The organism is Rhodopseudomonas palustris HaA2, assembly GCF_000013365.1.
Lineage (GTDB): Bacteria > Pseudomonadota > Alphaproteobacteria > Rhizobiales > Xanthobacteraceae > Rhodopseudomonas > Rhodopseudomonas palustris_J.
Genome location: NC_007778.1, coordinates 2,219,961 through 2,238,096 on the forward strand (window position 1 = coordinate 2,219,961; position 18,136 = coordinate 2,238,096).

The 18,136-nt window shown below is 66.3% G+C and carries 19 protein-coding genes and 1 riboswitch; of the genes, 8 read left to right on the top strand and 11 right to left on the bottom strand.

Translation table 11 applies throughout. The features are described 5' to 3' along the window. Positions 1–23: 23 nt before the first annotated feature. Positions 24–386 carry a hypothetical protein gene (locus RPB_RS09825; RefSeq protein ID WP_041798163.1) on the top strand — a complete coding sequence of 121 codons (363 nt, stop codon included), beginning with the start codon at positions 24–26 and terminating at the stop codon, positions 384–386. A gap of 264 nt (positions 387–650) precedes the next feature. Here the strand turns inward: RPB_RS09825 and thiC are convergent, their stop codons facing one another. From thiC to RPB_RS09850, 5 genes are all read right to left on the bottom strand, one after another. Beyond that, positions 651–2,591 carry a phosphomethylpyrimidine synthase ThiC gene (gene thiC / locus RPB_RS09830; protein ID WP_011440850.1) on the bottom strand — a complete coding sequence of 647 codons (1,941 nt, stop codon included), beginning with the start codon at positions 2,589–2,591 and terminating at the stop codon, positions 651–653. Between the two features lie 179 nt (positions 2,592–2,770). After that, entirely contained in the window at positions 2,771–3,379 is a 609-nt protein-coding gene (locus RPB_RS09835) for a thiamine phosphate synthase (RefSeq protein ID WP_011440851.1), read from the bottom strand. Beyond that, entirely contained in the window at positions 3,366–4,148 is a 783-nt protein-coding gene (locus RPB_RS09840; RefSeq protein WP_011440852.1) for a thiazole synthase, read from the bottom strand. The genes RPB_RS09835 and RPB_RS09840 overlap by 14 nt, the downstream gene beginning before the upstream one ends. A 154-nt stretch (positions 4,149–4,302) precedes the next feature. Further along, positions 4,303–4,500 (bottom strand): sulfur carrier protein ThiS, encoded by a 198-nt coding sequence (gene thiS / locus RPB_RS09845; protein ID WP_041798165.1) that lies wholly within the window; start codon positions 4,498–4,500, stop codon positions 4,303–4,305. Next, on the bottom strand, positions 4,491–5,609 hold the full coding sequence (locus tag RPB_RS09850) for an FAD-dependent oxidoreductase (RefSeq protein ID WP_041798168.1): 1,119 nt from the start codon (positions 5,607–5,609) through the stop codon (positions 4,491–4,493). Before RPB_RS09850 ends, thiS begins: the two co-directional genes overlap by 10 nt. Continuing rightward, positions 5,597–5,746, bottom strand: a riboswitch (TPP riboswitch). (Overlaps the previous gene by 13 nt.) A gap of 143 nt (positions 5,747–5,889) precedes the next feature. On the opposite strand from RPB_RS09850, the gene RPB_RS09855 reads away from it, so the two are divergent. Beyond that, entirely contained in the window at positions 5,890–7,380 is a 1,491-nt protein-coding gene (locus tag RPB_RS09855) for a hypothetical protein (RefSeq protein WP_011440855.1), read from the top strand. Positions 7,381–7,393: 13 nt separating this feature from the next. Here RPB_RS09855 and RPB_RS09860 read toward each other — a convergent pair whose 3' ends face one another. Both RPB_RS09860 and RPB_RS09865 read right to left on the bottom strand, forming a co-directional pair. Beyond that, positions 7,394–8,722: an ATP-binding protein gene (locus RPB_RS09860; protein WP_011440856.1), complete on the bottom strand. Its 1,329-nt coding sequence runs from the start codon at positions 8,720–8,722 to the stop codon at positions 7,394–7,396. A gap of 26 nt (positions 8,723–8,748) precedes the next feature. Further along, a complete protein-coding gene (locus tag RPB_RS09865; RefSeq protein WP_011440857.1) occupies positions 8,749–9,471 on the bottom strand; it encodes a response regulator in 723 nt (240 codons plus the stop codon). A gap of 167 nt (positions 9,472–9,638) precedes the next feature. Between RPB_RS09865 and RPB_RS09870 the strand changes: the two genes are divergently transcribed. Together RPB_RS09870 and RPB_RS09875 are read left to right on the top strand one after the other, a co-directional pair. Next, positions 9,639–10,190 (top strand): hypothetical protein, encoded by a 552-nt coding sequence (locus tag RPB_RS09870; protein ID WP_011440858.1) that lies wholly within the window; start codon positions 9,639–9,641, stop codon positions 10,188–10,190. 204 nt (positions 10,191–10,394) lie between these two features. After that, positions 10,395–10,958: a PRC-barrel domain-containing protein gene (locus tag RPB_RS09875; RefSeq protein ID WP_011440859.1), complete on the top strand. Its 564-nt coding sequence runs from the start codon at positions 10,395–10,397 to the stop codon at positions 10,956–10,958. 177 nt (positions 10,959–11,135) lie between these two features. Here RPB_RS09875 and RPB_RS09880 read toward each other — a convergent pair whose 3' ends face one another. Both RPB_RS09880 and RPB_RS09885 read right to left on the bottom strand, forming a co-directional pair. Beyond that, complete coding sequence (locus RPB_RS09880) at positions 11,136–12,671, bottom strand: DUF4403 family protein (RefSeq protein ID WP_011440860.1); 1,536 nt, start codon at positions 12,669–12,671, stop codon at positions 11,136–11,138. Positions 12,672–12,892: 221 nt separating this feature from the next. After that, complete coding sequence (locus RPB_RS09885) at positions 12,893–13,594, bottom strand: L,D-transpeptidase (RefSeq protein ID WP_011440861.1); 702 nt, start codon at positions 13,592–13,594, stop codon at positions 12,893–12,895. Between the two features lie 269 nt (positions 13,595–13,863). On the opposite strand from RPB_RS09885, the gene RPB_RS09890 reads away from it, so the two are divergent. Continuing rightward, complete coding sequence (locus tag RPB_RS09890) at positions 13,864–15,312, top strand: tryptophanase (protein ID WP_011440862.1); 1,449 nt, start codon at positions 13,864–13,866, stop codon at positions 15,310–15,312. 230 nt (positions 15,313–15,542) lie between these two features. Next, the gene (locus tag RPB_RS09895; RefSeq protein ID WP_011440863.1) at positions 15,543–15,743 is read left to right on the top strand and encodes a DUF3606 domain-containing protein; all 201 of its coding nucleotides are present in this window, start codon (positions 15,543–15,545) and stop codon (positions 15,741–15,743) included. A gap of 93 nt (positions 15,744–15,836) precedes the next feature. Here the strand turns inward: RPB_RS09895 and RPB_RS09900 are convergent, their stop codons facing one another. Together RPB_RS09900 and RPB_RS09905 are read right to left on the bottom strand one after the other, a co-directional pair. After that, complete coding sequence (locus RPB_RS09900; protein WP_011440864.1) at positions 15,837–16,667, bottom strand: arsenite methyltransferase; 831 nt, start codon at positions 16,665–16,667, stop codon at positions 15,837–15,839. A gap of 92 nt (positions 16,668–16,759) precedes the next feature. Then, the gene (locus RPB_RS09905; RefSeq protein ID WP_041798170.1) at positions 16,760–17,077 is read right to left on the bottom strand and encodes an ArsR/SmtB family transcription factor; all 318 of its coding nucleotides are present in this window, start codon (positions 17,075–17,077) and stop codon (positions 16,760–16,762) included. Between the two features lie 111 nt (positions 17,078–17,188). On the opposite strand from RPB_RS09905, the gene RPB_RS09910 reads away from it, so the two are divergent. Both RPB_RS09910 and arsC read left to right on the top strand, forming a co-directional pair. Further along, positions 17,189–17,572, top strand: a complete 384-nt coding sequence (locus RPB_RS09910; protein WP_011440866.1) for an ArsR/SmtB family transcription factor — start codon at positions 17,189–17,191, stop codon at positions 17,570–17,572. Positions 17,573–17,583: 11 nt separating this feature from the next. Continuing rightward, positions 17,584–18,009 carry an arsenate reductase (glutaredoxin) gene (gene arsC / locus RPB_RS09915; RefSeq protein ID WP_041798172.1) on the top strand — a complete coding sequence of 142 codons (426 nt, stop codon included), beginning with the start codon at positions 17,584–17,586 and terminating at the stop codon, positions 18,007–18,009. Positions 18,010–18,136: the final 127 nt, after the last annotated feature.

An 18,136-nucleotide genomic window follows, 5' to 3' on the forward strand; every position in this document is an offset into this window, starting at 1 on the left:
ATAGTCATGGGGTCGATAGGGCAATGGCGAAGTTCTTCCACTACAAGGGCACCGTTTATGGGGGCGCGATCCGACGGGAGAAAAGCGGAAACGCAATCTACAAAGTGACCTCATTCTTCCTGCAGCGAGGCGGGAACCTCAGCGACACCGAGATAACGCTTTGGGGCTACCAAGTCCCTATAGCTAACGGTCAGGAGGTAGCTGTCGTGTATGGCAAGGCAAACAACAAAGATAGTGGCCCCCCGTTGTTCTATTACAACTACAACTTGCGAAAAGGAATCAAATTTACTGACAACATAAAGAAATTAAACCGTCAAGAATCCGGATGGCTAAGTTACGATACTCACGTTGATAGAGAGTTAGATGCGTACTTGAAGAATATCTGAAAGAGGATCAGTCATGTCATGTGACTTTCATTCTTTGGACATACTGTGTGTGCAGTGAGAGTAAGGAACTGACAGCCCGTAGGGCGGATTAGCGCAGCGTAATCCGCCGACTGATCGCGTGGAAGAGGCGGGTTACGCCTTCGGCTAACCCGCCCTACAGGTGTCATTAACAAAACAGCCGGGCTTTCGCCCGGCCGTTTGTGTCAGATGGATGCCCGGGTCGAGCCCGGGCATGACGTTTGTGGCGTGGAGAGCCGCGCCGCCCTACGACAGCGCCTTGTTGCTCTCCTTCACCTTCTCCGCATCGAGATACAGCTTCTCCCCCATATCCCGAAACTTCTCGCTCATCTGCGCCATGCCGTCTTCGATGACGCCGGACATCGTCATGCCGACGCTGCCGAACGAGCCGGCGCCGGCGAGGTTCAGCGCCGCCTTCTCGTTGTCGCCCAATCCCGCCGCGTAGTCGCGCACATCTTGCGTGATCTTCATCGAGCAGAATTTCGGGCCGCACATCGAGCAGAAATGCGCGACCTTGTGGGCTTCCTTGGGCAGGGTTTCGTCGTGGAAGGCTTTCGCCGTATCCGGGTCGAGGCCGAGGTTGAATTGGTCCTGCCAGCGGAAGTCGAAGCGGGCGCGGGACAGCGCGTCGTCGCGCAACTGGGCTGCGGGGTGGCCCTTGCCGAGGTCGGCGGCGTGGGCGGCGATCTTGTAGGTGATCACGCCGGTCTTGACGTCGTTGCGGTCGGGCAGGCCGAGATGTTCCTTCGGCGTGACGTAGCACAGCATCGCGCAGCCGAACCAGCCGATCATCGCGGCGCCAATGCCGGAGGTGATGTGATCATAGCCCGGCGCGATGTCGGTGGTCAGCGGGCCGAGCGTATAGAACGGCGCCTCGCCGCATTCCTTGAGCTGCTTGTCCATGTTGATCTTGATCTTGTGCAGCGGCACGTGGCCGGGGCCTTCGATCATCACCTGGCAGCCCTTGGCCCAGGCGATCTTGGTGAGTTCGCCGAGCGTCTCCAGTTCGGCGAATTGCGCGCGGTCGTTGGCGTCGGCGATCGAGCCCGGGCGCAGCCCGTCGCCCAATGAGAACGACACGTCGTATTTCCGCATCAGGTCGCAGATCTCGTCGAAATGCGTGTAGAGGAAGCTCTCCTGGTGATGCGCCAGGCACCACTTCGCCATGATCGATCCGCCACGGGAAACGATGCCCGTGACGCGATCGGCGGTGAGGTGGATGTATTGCAGCCGCACGCCGGCGTGGATCGTGAAGTAATCGACGCCCTGTTCGGCCTGCTCGATCAGCGTGTCCTTGTACAGCTCCCAGGTGAGCTTGACCGGATCGCCGTCGCACTTCTCCAGCGCCTGATAGATCGGTACGGTGCCGATCGGGACCGGCGAGTTGCGCAAAATCCATTCGCGGGTGGTGTGGATGTTGCGGCCGGTGGAGAGGTCCATCACGGTGTCGGCGCCCCAGCGGATCGCCCACACCATCTTGTCGACTTCCTCCTCGACCGACGAGGTCACCGCCGAGTTGCCGATGTTGGCGTTGATCTTGGTGAGGAAGTTGCGGCCGATGATCATCGGCTCGAGTTCGCCGTGATTGATGTTGGCCGGGATGATGGCGCGGCCGCGCGCGATCTCGTCGCGGACGAATTCCGGGGTGATGAACGCCGGCACCGCGGCGCCGAAGCTTTCACCGTCGGCCAGCGCGGCTTCGGCGCGCTCCAGTTGCTGCTTGCGGCCGAGATTCTCGCGCTCGGCGACGTAGATCATCTCCTTGGTGATGATCCCCTTGCGGGCGAATTCGTATTGCGTGATCGGCGCGTCGCCGACGCCGCGCAGCGGCTGGTGATGCGCGGTGAACGACTTCGCCGCATGGGCTGCGCCGACATTGCCGTTGTCTTCCGGCTTGATGTCGCGGCCTTCATATTGCTCGACGCCGCCGCGCTGCTTGACCCACTCCGTGCGGGCGCGCGACAGGCCCTTGTTGACGTCGATGGTGACGCCGGGATCGGTGTAGGGGCCCGAGGTGTCGTACACCGGCAGGTTCGGCTCGCCGGCGCCTTCGCTCAGCATGATCTCGCGCAGCGGCACGCGCAGATCCGGCGCGGTGGCGGGCACAGCATAGATCTTGCGCGAGGAGGGCAGGCCGCCGGTGGTGACGGCGGGACGCGTGGTGTCGGGATTGGAGCGGATATTCATGCCATCCTCCTGTTTGTGTTGTTATCGGGCCGCTTGGTTGGTCCGTCATCCTGAGGTGCGCGCCCTTGCGCGCCTCGAAGGATGACCGCAACGAATTCAGTGCTCCCGCCGTCGCCCTTCGAGGCGAGCCGAAGACGGCTCGCACCTCAGGGTGACGGCGACATCCTTTGTGCCGCGGCTCACGCCGTCTCCGCGACGAAATCGAGCCAGGCGCGGACGCGGGCGTCTGGATCGGGGTTCTGCGTCACGTCGCTCACCACCGCGATCGAGTCGGCGCCGGCGGCAAAGATCTCTTCGGCCTGTTCCAGCTTGATGCCGCCGATCGCCACCAGCGGGATGCTGCCGACGCGCTGCTTCCAGTCGGTGATCTTCGGGATGCCCTGCGGGGCGAAGCGCATCGATTTCAGCGTGGTCGGAAAGATCGGGCCGAGCGCGATGTAGTCCGGGCGCGCGGCCAGCGCGGTTTCGAGTTCGGCGTCGTCGTGGGTCGACAGGCCGAGCGTCAGCCCGGCGGCGCGGATCTCGTGCAGATCGGCGGTCGCGAGGTCTTCCTGGCCGAGATGCAGATGCTGCGCGCCGGCGACGATCGCGGCGCGCCAGTAGTCGTTGATGATCAGCCTGACGCTGGTGCCTTTCACCGCGTCGAGCGCGTCGGTGACGAGCTGCAGCGCGGCGCCGTCGTCGAGGTCCTTGGCGCGGAGTTGCACGGTGCCGACGCCGAGCGCGGCGAGGCGTTTGACCCACGCGATGCTGTCGACGACGGGATAGAAGCGATCAGGATACGGCATGCCAGAACGGGGTCCCAATCACGGGGGTTGAGGGGGAGGCGAAATCGCGGGCGCCCATCAGCCCGGCCTCGAATCCGGTGCGGCCGGCTTCGACCGCGAGCTTGAAGGCGCGGGCCATCGCCACCGGATCTTCGGCTTTGGCGATCGCGGTGTTGAGGAGGACGGCGTCGTAGCCGAGCTCCATCGCTTCGGCCGCGTGGCTCGGCGCGCCGAGGCCGGCATCGACGACGAGGGTGATATCGGGCAGGCGGTCGCGCAGCAGCTTCAGCGCGTCGCGAGCGACGATGCCGCGCGCGCTGCCGATCGGCGCCGCCCACGGCATGATGACGCGGCAGCCGGCATCGACCAGCCGCATCGCCACCGACAGATCCTCGGTGCAATAGGGAAACACCTCGAAGCCGTCCTTGGTCAGGATTTGCGCCGCTTCGACCAAGCCGACGACGTCGGGCTGCAGCGTGTCGTTGTCGGCGATGACTTCGAGCTTGATCCATGCGGTGCCGAACAATTCGCGCGCCAGCTTTGCCGTGGTCACCGCCTCGCGCACGCTGCGGCAGCCGGCGGTGTTCGGCAGCACGGTGACGCCGAGCTCGCGGATCAGCGACCAGAACTGATCGCCCGCCTTGCCGCCGGCGGCCTCGCGGCGCAGCGACACGGTGACGATGTCCGCGCCGGATTCGCGGATGGAATCCTGCATGATCGCCGGCGACGGATACAGCGCGCTGCCGATCAGCAGGCGCGAGGAGATCTCGCGGTCGTAGAATTTCACCATGCGTGGGTTGCTCCACAAAAGGCCGTCATCCCCGCGAAAGCGGGGATCCAGTATCCCAGAGAGTTAGCGGCTGAACGCCGGCGCTCTGGGATACTGGGTCGCCCGGACGGGCCGGGCGATGACGTCGATATTCGGGGCGAGGCCATCCTCATCCTCATCCGCCCTGCCGCGGCGTGAGGATTTCGATTTCGTCGCCGGCACTCACGGGCGTCTCGTCCCATTTGCCGCGGGGGACGACGTCGTAGTTGATCGCGACGGCGTAGTGGCCGCCGGTGCAGTCGAGTTCGCTCATCAGCGCGGCGACGCTGGTGGCGTTCACCTCGCGCTGTTCGCCGTTCAAGGTCACAAGCATCGCATCACCTGATTGTCGACGACGCCGCGCTCGACATAGGCCAGCATCTTCTCGGCCAGCGCCGGCGCCAGCAGGAAGCCGTGGCGGTACAGGCCGTTGGTGGCGATGCGGCGGTTGCCGATGGAAATGCGCGGCAGATTGTCGGGGAAGGCCGGGCGGAGGCCGGCGCCGATCTCGACGATATGCGCCTCGCCGAACGCCGGATGCACCGCATAGGCGGCGCTGAGCAGTTCCAGCGCCGAGCGCACGGTGACGAGTTCGTCCTCGCTCTCGATCGAGGTGGCGCCCAGCATGAAGTGATTGTCTTCGCGCGGGATGACGTAGAGCGGCCAGCGCGGATGCATCAAGCGGACCGGCCGCGACAGCGTCACCTCGGTGGTCTTGATCACCACCATCTCGCCTTTGACGCCGCGCAGTTCCGGCGCCTTGTCGCGCGCGGCGAGGCCGCGGCAATCGATCACCAGGCCGTCGAGTTCCTCCGGCGTCATCTCCGATTCGAAATGGATCGCGCCGCCGGCCTCGACCAGCCGCTCGTGCAGCCGCGCCAGCACCAGCCGCGGCTCGACATGGCCCTCGTCGGGGAAGTACAGGCCCTCGCGGAAGCGGCCGGCCAGCGCCGGTTCCAGCTCGGCGACGCCGTCGGCGTCGAGCCGCTTGTGGCCCGCGGTCATCTTGGCGAAGCGCTCGAAATCGGCGCGGTCGCGCGCATGCGCCACCACCAGCGAGCCGTTGAACGCGGTCTCGGGGAATTCCTTGCGCCACATCTCCAGCGAGCGCAGGCCCATCAGCCCGACCATCGGTTCGGCGGTCTCGGCCTCGCAATACGGCGCCAGCATGCCGCCGGCCCAATGGCTGGTGGCCTGGGTCATTTCGCGGTCGCCGCGCTCGTACAGCGTGACGTTGCGGCCGGCGCGCGCCAGCAGCAGCGCCTGCCAGGCCCCGGCGATGCCGGCGCCGATCACCGAGACCGGCGCGTCCTTGCGCAGGTCCGGCGGCGTGCCGCGCAATGCGGCGGCGTCGGCAGGAGCGGCGTCGTCGGGCGTGATTGATGCAATAGCAGCGTGATGAGCGGAATCGGCCCCGCTCTGGCCTTCGATAGTCTGATACATCCCTGTCCCTTCGCCGGCATGACCCGGATCAGGTTCAAAGGGTCACCGCGGTCCTGCTCAGAATGCGGTCTGATACGACCAGCATCGGCAAGCTTGCGGTATCTCAGCTCCTCGTCGGAGCCCCCCTCGGAACGGACTCAATGTAGGCCGATCACCCCCGGTGTCAACGTGCCTTTCGGCGGGAGCTTGTTCCATCGGCCCGACAGCGCGGCCGGTTTACTTCAAATTATCCGGCCGCGTGTTTGATCGGCGTAGCTTCAGCCACGACCGGACACCGCCGATGACGATCCTCACCGCCGATTCGAGCGACCTCGCCGGCGCACGGCACAGCGCCGCGCTGCCGCTGTGGATCGGGGTCGCGGTCTACGCCTTCCTGCTGGTCTCCGGCGACCGGCTGCTGAACGATCCCGATACGCTGTGGCAGGTCACGCTGGGGCAGTGGATCATCGACCATCGCGCGGTGCCGCAGGTCGACGTCTATTCCTTCACCATGGCCGGGCAGCCGTGGATCTCGACGCAATGGCTGTCGCAGGTGCTACTGGCGGCGAGCTACCAACTCGCCGGCTGGGCCGGGCCGGTGGTGCTGTCGGCCGCGGCGCTGGCGGCGACCTTCATGCTTTATGCGCGCTGGCTCGGCCAGCGGCTGCGCGGCAGTACCGCGCTGGTGTTCGTCGCCGCGGCGGTGGCGCTGATGGCGCCGCATATGCTGGCGCGGCCGCACGTGCTGGCGATGCCGGTGATGGTGGCATGGGTCGGCGCGCTGATGGCGGCCGCCGATCGCCGCGCCGCGCCGTCGTTCTGGCTGCTGCCGCTGATGGTGCTGTGGGCCAATCTGCACGGCGGCTTCGTGCTCGGCATCGCGCTGGTGGCGCCGATCGCGCTCGACGCGGTGCTGGCGGCGGCGCCGTCGCGCCGCGTTTCGCTGCTGCTGCGCTGGGGTGCGTTCGGCGTCGCCGCGCTGATCGTGAGCTGCGCCAATCCGTACGGCTGGAACGCGATCCTGGCGTCGCAGCGCATCCTGTCGCTCGGCGCGGCGCTGGCGACGATCGGCGAATGGGCGCCGGTGAATTTCTCGCGGGTCGGGGCGTTCGAGGTTGCGCTGCTGGGAGGTCTCGGCCTCGCTTTGTGGCGCGGCGTGACGCTGCCGCCGGTGCGCATCCTGCTGCTGCTCGGCCTCGTGCACATGGCGCTGAGCGCCAACCGCAACATCGAAGTGCTGGCGCTGCTCGCGCCGCTGATCATCGCGGCGCCGCTGGCCCGGCAGATCGGCGGCGCCGAAGCGCGCGGCGAGGCGCCGGCGCGCCTCTCGGTCGGCGCGGTGGCCGCGGCGATCGCGCTCACGCTCGGCGGCACGCTGGCGTTCGCCTCGCTGCATCGCTTCGCGCCGCATCCGGCGAATTCGCCGGCGGCGGCGGTGGCCGAGCTGAAGACGCTCGGCGTGCAGCGGGTGTTCAACGATTACGATTTCGGCGGCTACCTGATCGCCAACGGCGTCGCGCCGTTCATCGACGGCCGCACCGAACTGTACGGCGAGGCCTTCGTGGTCGAACAGAATTCCGCGGTGCGGCTGAAGCCGCCGGAGAAACTGTTCCGACTGCTCGCGGACTACGACATCGACGCCACGCTGCTCCGCACCGAGGACGCGGCCACCCATCTGCTCGATCACATCGACGGCTGGCAGAAGGTGTATTCCGACGACGTCGCGACCATCCATTTGCGCCGGCCGGGCGCGCTGCACGGCGCCGCGCCGAAGGTCACGCCCGCGAACTGATCGGGACGCCGGCTCACGCGGCGCCGCTGTCCTGCTGCTGTCCGGGGAGGTCGAGCCGCACGATCAGGCCGTGCGGCTTGCGGTCGCGCAGCGTCAGTTCGCCGCCGTGATTCTGCACGATGGTCCGGGCGATCGAGAGGCCGAGGCCGAAGCCGGAGGTCTCGTCCATGTTGCGCGCATCGTCGCCGCGCACGAACGGCTCGATCACGTCGGCCTTGCAGGCTTCGGGAATGCCGGGGCCGTCGTCTTCGACCTCGATCGTGACGCGCCCGGGCGACGCTTCCAGCCGGACCAGGATGTCCTTTCCATAGCGAACTGCGTTGTCGACCAGATTGGTGACGGCGCGTCGGATATCGTCCGGCCGCGCCAACAATTCGGCATGTTCAGGCCCCAGATAAGTCACCTTGTGGCCCAGATCGGTGAACTGATCGGTGATCAGTTGCAGCGTGCTCGCCAGATCGATCCGCGTCATCGGTTCCAGCGCGCGGCCGGTGCGCAGGAACGACAGCACCGCGTCGAGCATCGAGCGCATCTGGTCGAGATCGCGCAGCATGTTGTCGCGCTGGGTGGCGTCCTCGATGAATTCGCTGCGCAGCCGCAGCCGCGTGATCGGGGTGCGCAGGTCGTGGCCGATCGCAGCCAGTGTCCGGGTGCGGTCGTCGATCAGCGCCGTGATCCGGTTGCGCGACCGGTTCATGGCCCGCGCCAGCGAGCGGATTTCGTCCGGCCCGCTCTCGGCCAGCGGCTCGTCGGTGCCGTCCAGCTTGAAGTTTTCCGCCGCGGCAGCGAATTCCGACAGCGGCGTCGACAGCGCCCGGTCGGCCCACAGGCCGAACATCGCGAGGCTGATGATCACGCCGGCGAACGCACTCATCCACGGCCCGTTCGAGATCGGAGGCCGGCCTCGCATCTCCGGAATCGCGGCGGCGATCGCGGTCCCGTCCGGCAACGCAATGCCGACTTGCGGCGGCTCCGCGCCGGGCAGCGCGAACACCCTCGCCAATGGTCCGAGCGTGCGCGCGACGTCGCGAATTTCCGGCAGTTCGCGGTCGGACCGCGGCGGCACCGCGGCGGCGTCGAGCAGGCGGAGTTCGAGGTGAGGGAATGTCCTGGTGATTTGTTCGACGAGCTGCGGCCTCTGCTCCTCGGGAGTCGCCGCGATCAGAAGGACCGCGATTTCGAACTGCTCGCGCCGATGTTCGGGCGGACCGAAGCGGTCCGGCCCGCGCAGCAGGAAAGTCGCCATGATCAGCAACTGCGTCCCGATGAGCGACGCCAACACCAGCACCGCGATCTGGCTGCGGATGCCGCTGAATCGAAACCTGCCGAGCCGCTCGAGCATGAAGCCTCCGGCCGCAGCGGCCTCGATCAAACCGTTTCGACGGCGGGCGTGAACATATAGCCGCCGGAGCGCACCGTCTTGATGATGCTGACGCTCTGCGGGTCGGGCTCGATCTTGCGGCGGATCCGGCTGACCAGCACGTCGATCGAACGCTCGAACGAGCCGGCGTTGCGGCCGTGGGTGAGATCGAGCAGCGCTTCGCGCGACAGCACCCGGCCGGGCCGTTCGCAGAACGCCTGCAGCAGGTCGAATTCGGCGCTGGTCATCGCCACCAGGGCGCCATCGGGGTTGCGCAGTTCGCGCAGCCGGAAATCGATCCGCCAGCCGAGGAAGGTGAGCGCGGTCGCGCCGGACGTGGCGCTGGCGGTCTGGGCGAGCGACTGGCGGCGCAGCACCGAGCGGATCCGCGCCAGCAATTCGCGCGGATTGAACGGCTTGGCGAGGTAGTCGTCGGCGCCCATCTCCAGGCCGAGGATACGGTCGACGTCCTCGCCGCGCGCCGTCAGCATGATGATCGGCAGCGGCGAGCTCGCCCGCACGCGCCGGCACAGGCTGAGGCCGTCCTCGCCCGGCAGCATCACGTCGAGCACGACGAGGTCGACGCGCTGGTCGGAGAGCCGGCTGTCCATCTCGCGGCCGTCCTGCGCGGTCACGACATGACATTCGTTGTTGCGAAGGTATTTCGCGATCAGCGCGCGGGTTTCCCGGTCGTCTTCGACGACGAGGATATGGGGCGGGGCGGTGCTCATGACGCCGTTTACCGAAATTCCGCGCGAAGCTGAAACGAGTTTTTTGTTTCCCGATATGTCTCGTGGAAACGCTGCAACATTCCGCAATCAGGCCGTGTGGGGCGGAAAGGTCTCGTTAACTCTATCAATCACATCGTGAACTGCGATCACAGCATCCGGAGCTTCTCATGACCTCCATCTCCGCGACAAGCAGTTATCTCTCTCCCCTGCAGCAGCTTCAGAAGGAGCTGGCGGCCGAAGTCTCCGCCGGCCAGGTCAGCTCGACCGATGCGACGGCGCTGTCGTCGGCGCTGACCGAAATCGATTCCAGCCTGCAGAGCAGCCGGACGAGCGGCTCCAGCAGCAGCACGCAAACGTCGCCCGAAGACATGAAGTCCAAGATCGACGATCTGATCGACGAGCAGGTGTCGAGCGGCAATCTGACCAGCGAGCAGGCCGAAGAGCTGAAGAGCGTGTTCGAGAATGCGTTCGCCGGCGGGCCCGGTGGCGCCGGCGGTCCGCCGCCCGGTCCGCCGCCGAGCGACAGCTCGTCGTCGACGTCGACCGATTCGACGACGAGCACGTCCAGCTCCGGCACCGACATCAGCGAGGCGCTGCAGGAATTCCTGAAGCTGCTCCAGGAGCAGCAGTCGTCGACCGCGAGCAGCTATGGTTCCAGCGGAACCAGCAGCGCCAGCTCGGGATCGTCGTCTGCGATGGTGGTCAACTATCAGGCCTGACCATCCGACGCCCTCGGGACCGGCGCGCCTCCGCGCCGTCCCGTGGCAGGTGCCGCGTCGTGTCGTCACGCGATGGAACCGGCGCGTCGGCCGACTCGATTTCGTCATGTGTAGTCGACCAATAAAAGCGATCCAGCTTCGGAACTGTGCGCTGACTCCCTCGTTTGTCCGGGACCATTCGACAAACATGGAGGGTCCTACACAATGAAAACCAATACCGTTCTGGCCGGCCTGCTCGGCACCACGCTTCTCGCGACCGCCGCGTTCGCGCAGTCCCCCGCCACCACAGACAATTCCACCTCGATGTCGAAGTCGACCACGGTGCCGTCGCCGGCCTCCGACACCGGCCAATGGCGGACGTCGAAGCTGATGGGGCTCGACGTTTACAACCAGGCCAACGAAAAGCTCGGCGACATCAACGAAGTGCTGATCGACAATTCGGGCCGGGTCCAGGCCGTCGTGATCGGCGTCGGTGGCTTCCTCGGCGTCGGCGAGCGTGACGTCGCGGTGTCGTTCGACAAGATGAAGTTCGTCAACACCCCGGTATCCGGCAATACCGCGATGAACCGGACCAACAACAACATGGCGTCCGGCACGACGGCCGCTCCGGGAACGGCAGCCGCTCCGGCGACCACCACCACCACCACCACCGGCTCGGCGGCGAACACGGCGAATACGGCCGATCGCTGGTATCCCGACCACGCGGTGTTCAACGCCACCAAGGATCAGCTCAAGTCGATGCCGGAATTCAAGTACAACAAGTCGTAACGGCATGATCTGACAGAGACCCGAACGCGACGACGCGTTCGGGCGGCTGTCTGGGATGTCTTGTGGTGAAATTCGCCTGGTGGCACGAGCCGCCGGGCGAATTTTGTTTCGAGCAGCCGGGGTCTCATGCAGGAGACGGAGTCACGCTGCCGAGAACGTCGCAGATCAGCGCGGGACTCAGGGCGCCTTCAGCTTGGTGATCGTGACTTCGAGAATGCCGTTGGCCTCTGCGGTCACCCGCAGCATGGTGGAGTCGAACGCCACATCGGTCAGCCGCAGGCTGGAGATCTCCGAGGAAATGCGCAGGCCGTCCTCGTTGCGCTGATACGCCGCGATCACCGCGCCGATCCGGCGCTGCACGTTGAGCGATTCCGGCTTGAGATCGATCACCGCCCGTTCGGCGATCGCCTTCTGCAGATAGGGCACGGCGGCGCGCGCCGCCTCGCCGAGCAGGCCGAACGCCGCCTCGGATTCCACCGCGAGCTGCATGTCGGACAGCCGCAGCGTCTGATCCTCCTGGTTCAGGACCGGCCGCCCCCAGATGTGCAGCGTGGCTTCGCCGCCGAAGCTGAACAGACTCTTCTGGCCTTTGGCATCCACCAGCATCGAGATCAGCAGCCGGTCGCCGCTGGCGGCGACATTGACGCGCTTCACCGTGATCGCGGCGGCCCCACCGTTTTCAGGAAAGGTGCGGCCGACGAATTGCGGCTCGATGACGCGATCGAGCTCCTTGAACGGAATATCGATCGGCACCGCGACTTTGACGCCGGTGCTGTCGGGCGCGACCATTTCGAGCTGCGCGGGAAACGGACATTCCGGCTTGGTCGGCGCCGTGGTGATACGGCTGTCGGCGACGATCCCGAGCGTCAGCGCCACCGTCGCGCCGTCGATCTGCGGCTGCGCGGCCAGCGCCTTGGTCGGACGCAGTTCGAGCCAGAAGCCGTTCGGCACGCCGGCGCCTTGCAGCGGAATCGAGCGGCAGATCCGCGCCCATTCGCGCCGCGCGCTGCGCTCCAGCGCGCCGTCGTCGCGGATGGTCCGTTGCAACTGGGCGATCTGGTCGTTGACGGCCTTGTCGATCACCGGCTTGACCTGCGCCGGCACGTTGATGCGCGCGCCGCCGATCGCGACATTGGAGTCGGACAGGATCACCTGTGCGGTGAGGTTCGGGTCGACGTGCCAGTCCGGCAGCACTTTCGGACGGGCGGTGATCGCGATCATGCCCTTGATCTCGCCGCTGGCGTTGAACGACTTGATGTTGACGCCGACCTGCTTGGCGACCTTGTCGCCGAACAATTTGCCGAGCGTATCACCGACCTGGTTCTGGGCGCTGCTCGAGAGCGAGCCCCGGGCGGAGAGGGTGCCGATCAGCGGGGCGGTGACGGTGACCTGCTCGGGTGCGCCCTTGGTCGCGACGGCGCCGCGCGCCACCGTCCAGCTGATATCGGCGTTCTGCACGAGCTGCGGCATCGGATTGTCGGCCCTGCCGGAAAAATTGCGCGGCGCGCTCCGGTCGACCAGATCGCGGATCGCGGTCAGCGGCACGCTCACGGGCACGACGACCGAGGACTGTCGGATCGCCGGCAGCGGCGGCAGGGCCTGCAGCGTCAGCGGGCTGACGGCGCGCGGCGACAGCCAGTCGAACGCCTTCAGCGTGACACCGAACGAGAGTGCTATGATCGCCAATGCGATCAGGATGGTCTTGAAACGCATCAAATCCCCGGGGGCAAACGAGCCGGACCATACAGGCCCGGGCCCGGCGGCGCCAGCAGGGGGCTGGGCGCGAACCGGGCAAAGCCCCTGAAATCGCGGCAATGTCGCCGCGCCGCCGCCGCCGTTGTGTCACAACGGACACGCCGGCAACGATACGACACAAGAAAACGGCGCGGTCGCCCGCGCCATTCGTCCTCGAGTGCGTTGTCGGTCGTCGTTCGCTAACCGCGGCGGCCGCTTGAATTGTCGGCGCGGCGGTTGTCGGGCAGCACGATCACCTTGGCGCCGACATTGACCCGGCCATACAGGTCGGTGACGTCGTCATTGGTGAGCCGGATGCAGCCGGACGAGACGTGGGTGCCGATCGTCGACGGCGCGTTGGTGCCGTGGATGCGATAGATCGTGCCGCCGAGATACATCGCGCGGGCGCCGAGCGGATTGCCGGGGCCGCCGGCCATGTGGCGCGGCAGATAGGGCTGGCGGGCGATCATCTCCGGCGGCGGGGTCCAGTCCGGCCACTCCGCCTTGCGGGTGATCGACTGCACGCCCGACCAGGTGAAGCCGTCGCGGCCGACGCCGATGCCGTAGCGGATCGCGCGGCCGCCGCCGAGCACGTAGTAGAGATAAGTGTTCGGAGTATCGATCACGATCGTGCCCGGCGCCTCGCGGGTGGCGTAGCTGACGATCTGGCGCTTCAGACGCGCCGGCATTTCGGCGGCGGACGCGTCGTCGTCCTCGTCCTGCGGCACGGCCTGGACCTGCGGCGCCAGCGCCGCCGGCTGCAGCGCGGCCGGCTGCGGCAGCAGCGGCAGGAACGGGAAGGGCAGCGGCTGGGCGGCCTGGGCCGCTCCGGTCAGGGCGACGGCCCCGATCGCGAATGCAGCGATCGCGGCAGTGCGGCGGATCAGCTGGAAATGGGTCATGGTCGGTCCCCTGTTTGAACGCCCTGTTTGTTCGCCAGCGCCTGTTTCGGCGACTTGTTGGCGACATCAGTACCCGCCCAACCGTTTCAGGACGTTTTCGTGGAGCGCCGAATTTGGTTTCGTCGCGGTAGGGATTTGTTTCGCCTACGGGCCCCCTGCACCGATTGTTAACGCTGCCGAGCGGCTGGATTGATCTGGCGCAATTGAGATTCCGGCGCTCCTCGATAAGCCCGAAGCCCTCGCGTGGTGCGGGTTGGGGAGTACGCGGTATGGCGACGGTGAAGTTCTACGGCAACGAGACGGTGCCGCTCGAGATGCACAAGGTGCGGATCGTGCAGAAGCTCAGCCTGCCGCCGGTCGAACGCCGCCTCGAGAAGATCACCGAGGCCGGCAACAACACCTTCCTGCTGAAGAACGACGACGTCTTTCTCGACATGCTGACCGACTCGGGCGTCAACGCCATGAGCGACCGCCAGCAGGCGGCGATGCTGGTCGCCGACGACAGCTACGCCGGCAGCGCCACCTACACCCGGCTCGAGGACAAGCTGCGCGACATCTTCGGCATGCACTACTTCCTGCCGACGCATCAGGGCCGCGCCTGCGAGCACATCCTCGCCAAGGTGTTCGTCTCGCCCGGCAAGGTGGTGCCGATGAACTATCACTTCACCACCACCAAGGCGCATATCACGCTGCAGGGCGGCTCGGTCGAGGAACTGGTGACGGACGCCGGCCTCGAAGTGGTCAGCGTCAATCCGTTCAAGGGCAACATGGACATCGCCAAGCTGCGCGCGGTGATCGGCCAGCACGGCGCTGGCAACATCGCGTTCGTGCGGATGGAGAGCGGCACCAATCTGATCGGCGGCCAGCCGTTCTCGCTCGCCAACCTCGCCGAGGTCAGCAACGTCTGCAAGGAGCACGGCGTGCCGCTGGTGCTCGACGCCAGCCTGCTCGCGGACAATCTGTATTTCAACAAGACCCGCGAGGATCACTGCAAGGCGATGTCGATCCGCGAGATCACCCGCCGCACCGCCGACCTGTGCGACATCATCTACTTCTCGGCGCGCAAACTCGGCTGCGCCCGCGGCGGCGGCATCTGCATCCGCGACCGCGCGCTGTTCGAGAAGATGCGGCCGCTGGTGCCGCTGTACGAGGGCTTCCTCACTTACGGCGGCATGTCGGTACGTGAAATGGAAGCGCTCACCGTCGGTCTGGAAGAGACCATGGACGAGGAGATGATCAATCAGGGGCCGATGTTCATCGGCTACATGGTCGAACAATTGCAGGAGCGCGGCGTGCCGGTGATCACGCCGGCCGGTGGGCTCGGCTGCCACATCGACGCCAAGCGCTTCGTCGACCACATTCCGCAATCGCAATATCCGGCCGGGGCGCTGGCCTCGGCGCTGTACATCGCCTCGGGCATTCGCGGCATGGAGCGCGGCACGCTGTCGGAACAGCGCGAGCCCGACGGCAGCGAGATTTTCGCCAATATGGAGCTGGTGCGGCTGGCGCTGCCGCGCCGCGTATTCACGCTGTCGCAGGTCAAATACGCGGTCGACCGCATCGCCTGGCTGTACGACAATCGCCACCTGATCGGCGGGCTCACCTTCGTCGAGGAGCCGGAGGTGCTGCGGTTCTTCTACGGCCTGCTCGAGCCGGTGTCGGACTGGCAGAACAAGCTCGTCGCCAAATTCCGCGAGGATTTCGGCGACAGCCTGTAAGCTTCGTCATTGCGAGCACAGCGAAGCAATCCAGCCTCGCGCACGAGCTGGATTGCTTCGTCGCGGAGCCTGTGCCCGGACGGCGCGAAGCGCCGATCCGGGTGCTCCTCACAAAGACGGATGGCGGGACGTTGCCTGTCACGCGGTGATTCGTTCCACGGTGCGGCACAATTTTCCGGAACCCGCGAATCCTCCATGCGTTGCCCCGTCGGCAACAACAGGAGGACACGATGGCTGCGAAGAAGACCACCACGACCAAGACGGCGCGCGGGCGGAAACAGGATCGGGCCAGAGTCGCCGGCGGCCAGAAGCACGAAGTGAGTTACGAGGCCAAGAAGACCGGCCGCTCCGCCACCGCAGTGAAGAAGGCGGTCAAGAAAGTCGGCAACGCCCGCAAGAAAGTGGAGAAGCGATTGGCGAAGAAGGGTTGATCGCTCGTTGTGTCCGCGCCGGCCCCGTCGCGCGGCGAGGTCGTGGTGCGTGACTGGCGCGCCGGTCGCAAGATCGGCGCGCCGTCGCGATGATCACGAACTGGAACAGCAGCCGCCGGCAGTCGCCCCCGGCTTGGTGGCGCGGACGAAGCCGCTGAAGAATTTGCCGTCGATCTGCGGCGCGATCGCGTCGACGTCGAGGCCGCGGCCTTCGAGGAAGTCGCGGGCGTCGTCCACCTTGTAGATCCGGGTCGGCTCGATCGACACGTCGCGGAAGCCGACGGCCGCGAGCTTCGCGGTGTAGTCGGCCTCGTCCAGCGCGCCGGCGAGGCAGCCGACCCACAGCAGCACGTCGCTACGCAACTGTTCGGGAATCTCGCCGCGCGTCACCACGTCGGAGACGGCGAAACGGCCGCCGGGCTTGAGCACGCGGAAGGCTTCGCGCAGCACACGGTCCTTGTCGCCCGACAGGTTGATGACGCAGTTCGAGATGATGACGTCGACCGAATTGTCCGGCAGCGGGATCGCCTCGATCTGGCCCTTGAGGAATTCGACGTTATCGGCGCCGGCCTTGCGCTGATTGTCGCGCGCCAGCGCCAGCATCTCGTCGGTCATGTCGAGGCCGTAGGCCTTGCCGGTGGGGCCGACCCGGCGCGCCGACAGCAGCACGTCGATGCCGCCGCCGGAGCCGAGATCGAGCACCGTCTCGCCGGGCTTCAGCTCGGCCAGCGCGGTCGGATTGCCGCAGCCGAGCGAGGCCAGCATGGCTTCGGCGGGCAGCCCCTCGGCCTGCGCGGCGTCGTAGAGATTGCTGGTGATCGGGCTGACATGGTCGAGGGCAGGGGCGCCGCAGCACGATCCGGCGCGGGTGGCGGCCGCGGCGTATTTCTCACGGACGATTTCGGTGATCTCGGTGGTCGACATGGCGGTTCTCCTCGTGGTTGTTCGGCAGAACGACGGACAGTTTCTGCTAATTCGATCGAACTAGAATGATCGAATAAACGGGCCTGACGACGTCAGGCGGCGGACTTGGTATCCTTGGGCACGGTGGCGTCGGCGCAGCACTCGGCGACCATGAAGTCCAGCAGGCCGCGCATGACGTCGTAATTGGCGTGGCAGTTCAGCGTGGTCGCGTCGCGGACCTGGCGGATCAGTCCGGCCGCGACCAGCGTCTTGAGATGATGCGACAGCGTCGAGGGCGCGATCTTCAGCCGCTCCTGCAGCCGGCCGACCGGCGTGCCGGCCTCGCCGGCGCGCACCAGCGCCCGGTAGATCTTGAGCCGGGTCGGATTGCCCAGCGCCTCGAATTTGGCGGCGACGTCGTCGATCTTCATGGCCGCAGGATGCGGTCGGGTGGTCCGTCTGTCAAACGATATTTCCAGCAGCATCGAAATAGTCGAGCTGCGGGCCTTGACTCGGCTCAGAATATCGATAAATCTCGATATATGGATTCCGAAAACGCAATTCTCGCCCTCGGGGCGCTGGCGCAAGCGACCCGGCTGGAGGCGTTCCGGCTGTTGGCCGCGCACGAGCCGGACGGCATGGCGGCCGGCGCGATCGCCGACGCGCTGGCGGTGCCGCAGAACACGATGTCGTCGCATCTGGCGATCCTGGCGCGCGCCGGGCTGATCAGCGCGCGCCGCCACAGCCGCTCCATCGTGTATCGCGCCGACCTCGCGCGGTTTCAGCAGATCGCGCTGTTCCTGATCAAGGATTGCTGCGGCGGCAGCCCCGAACTATGTGCGCCGCTGATCGCCGATTTGCAGCCGCGCTGTGCGCCGCCAGCGAAGACCGCCGCGCGCAGCCGCGCGCGCGCGGCATCGCGTTGAGAGGCCCCAAGATGGACGTCGTCATCTACCACAATCCCGCCTGCGGAACCTCGCGCAACACGCTCGGCCTGATCCGCAATACCGGGATCGAGCCGCATGTGATCGAGTATCTCAAATGCCCGCCGAGCCGGGCGATGCTCGAACAGCTGATGGTTCGCGCCGGGCTGACGCTGCGGCAATTGATCCGCGAAAAAGGCACGCCGTATCACGAGCTGAAGCTCGACGACCCCGAGCTGAGCTATGACCAGCTGATGGATGCCGTGACGGCGCATCCGATCCTGATCAATCGCCCGCTGGTGGTGACGCCGAAAGGCGTGCGGCTGTGCCGGCCGTCCGAAACCGTGCTCGACCTGCTGCCGCCGCAACGCGGCGAATTCCGCAAAGAGAACGGCGAACTCGTCGTCACCGCCACCGGCCGCCGCATGGCGACGGTGTAACAAGCGCAGACCGGTGATGGCAGACCAACGATGAAGGCAAGGCGAAGCAACGTTGCACGACGTCATCGCCCGGCTTGAACGGGCGACCCAGTATTCCAGCGCGCTTGCGGCGAACGCTCCGCCAGAA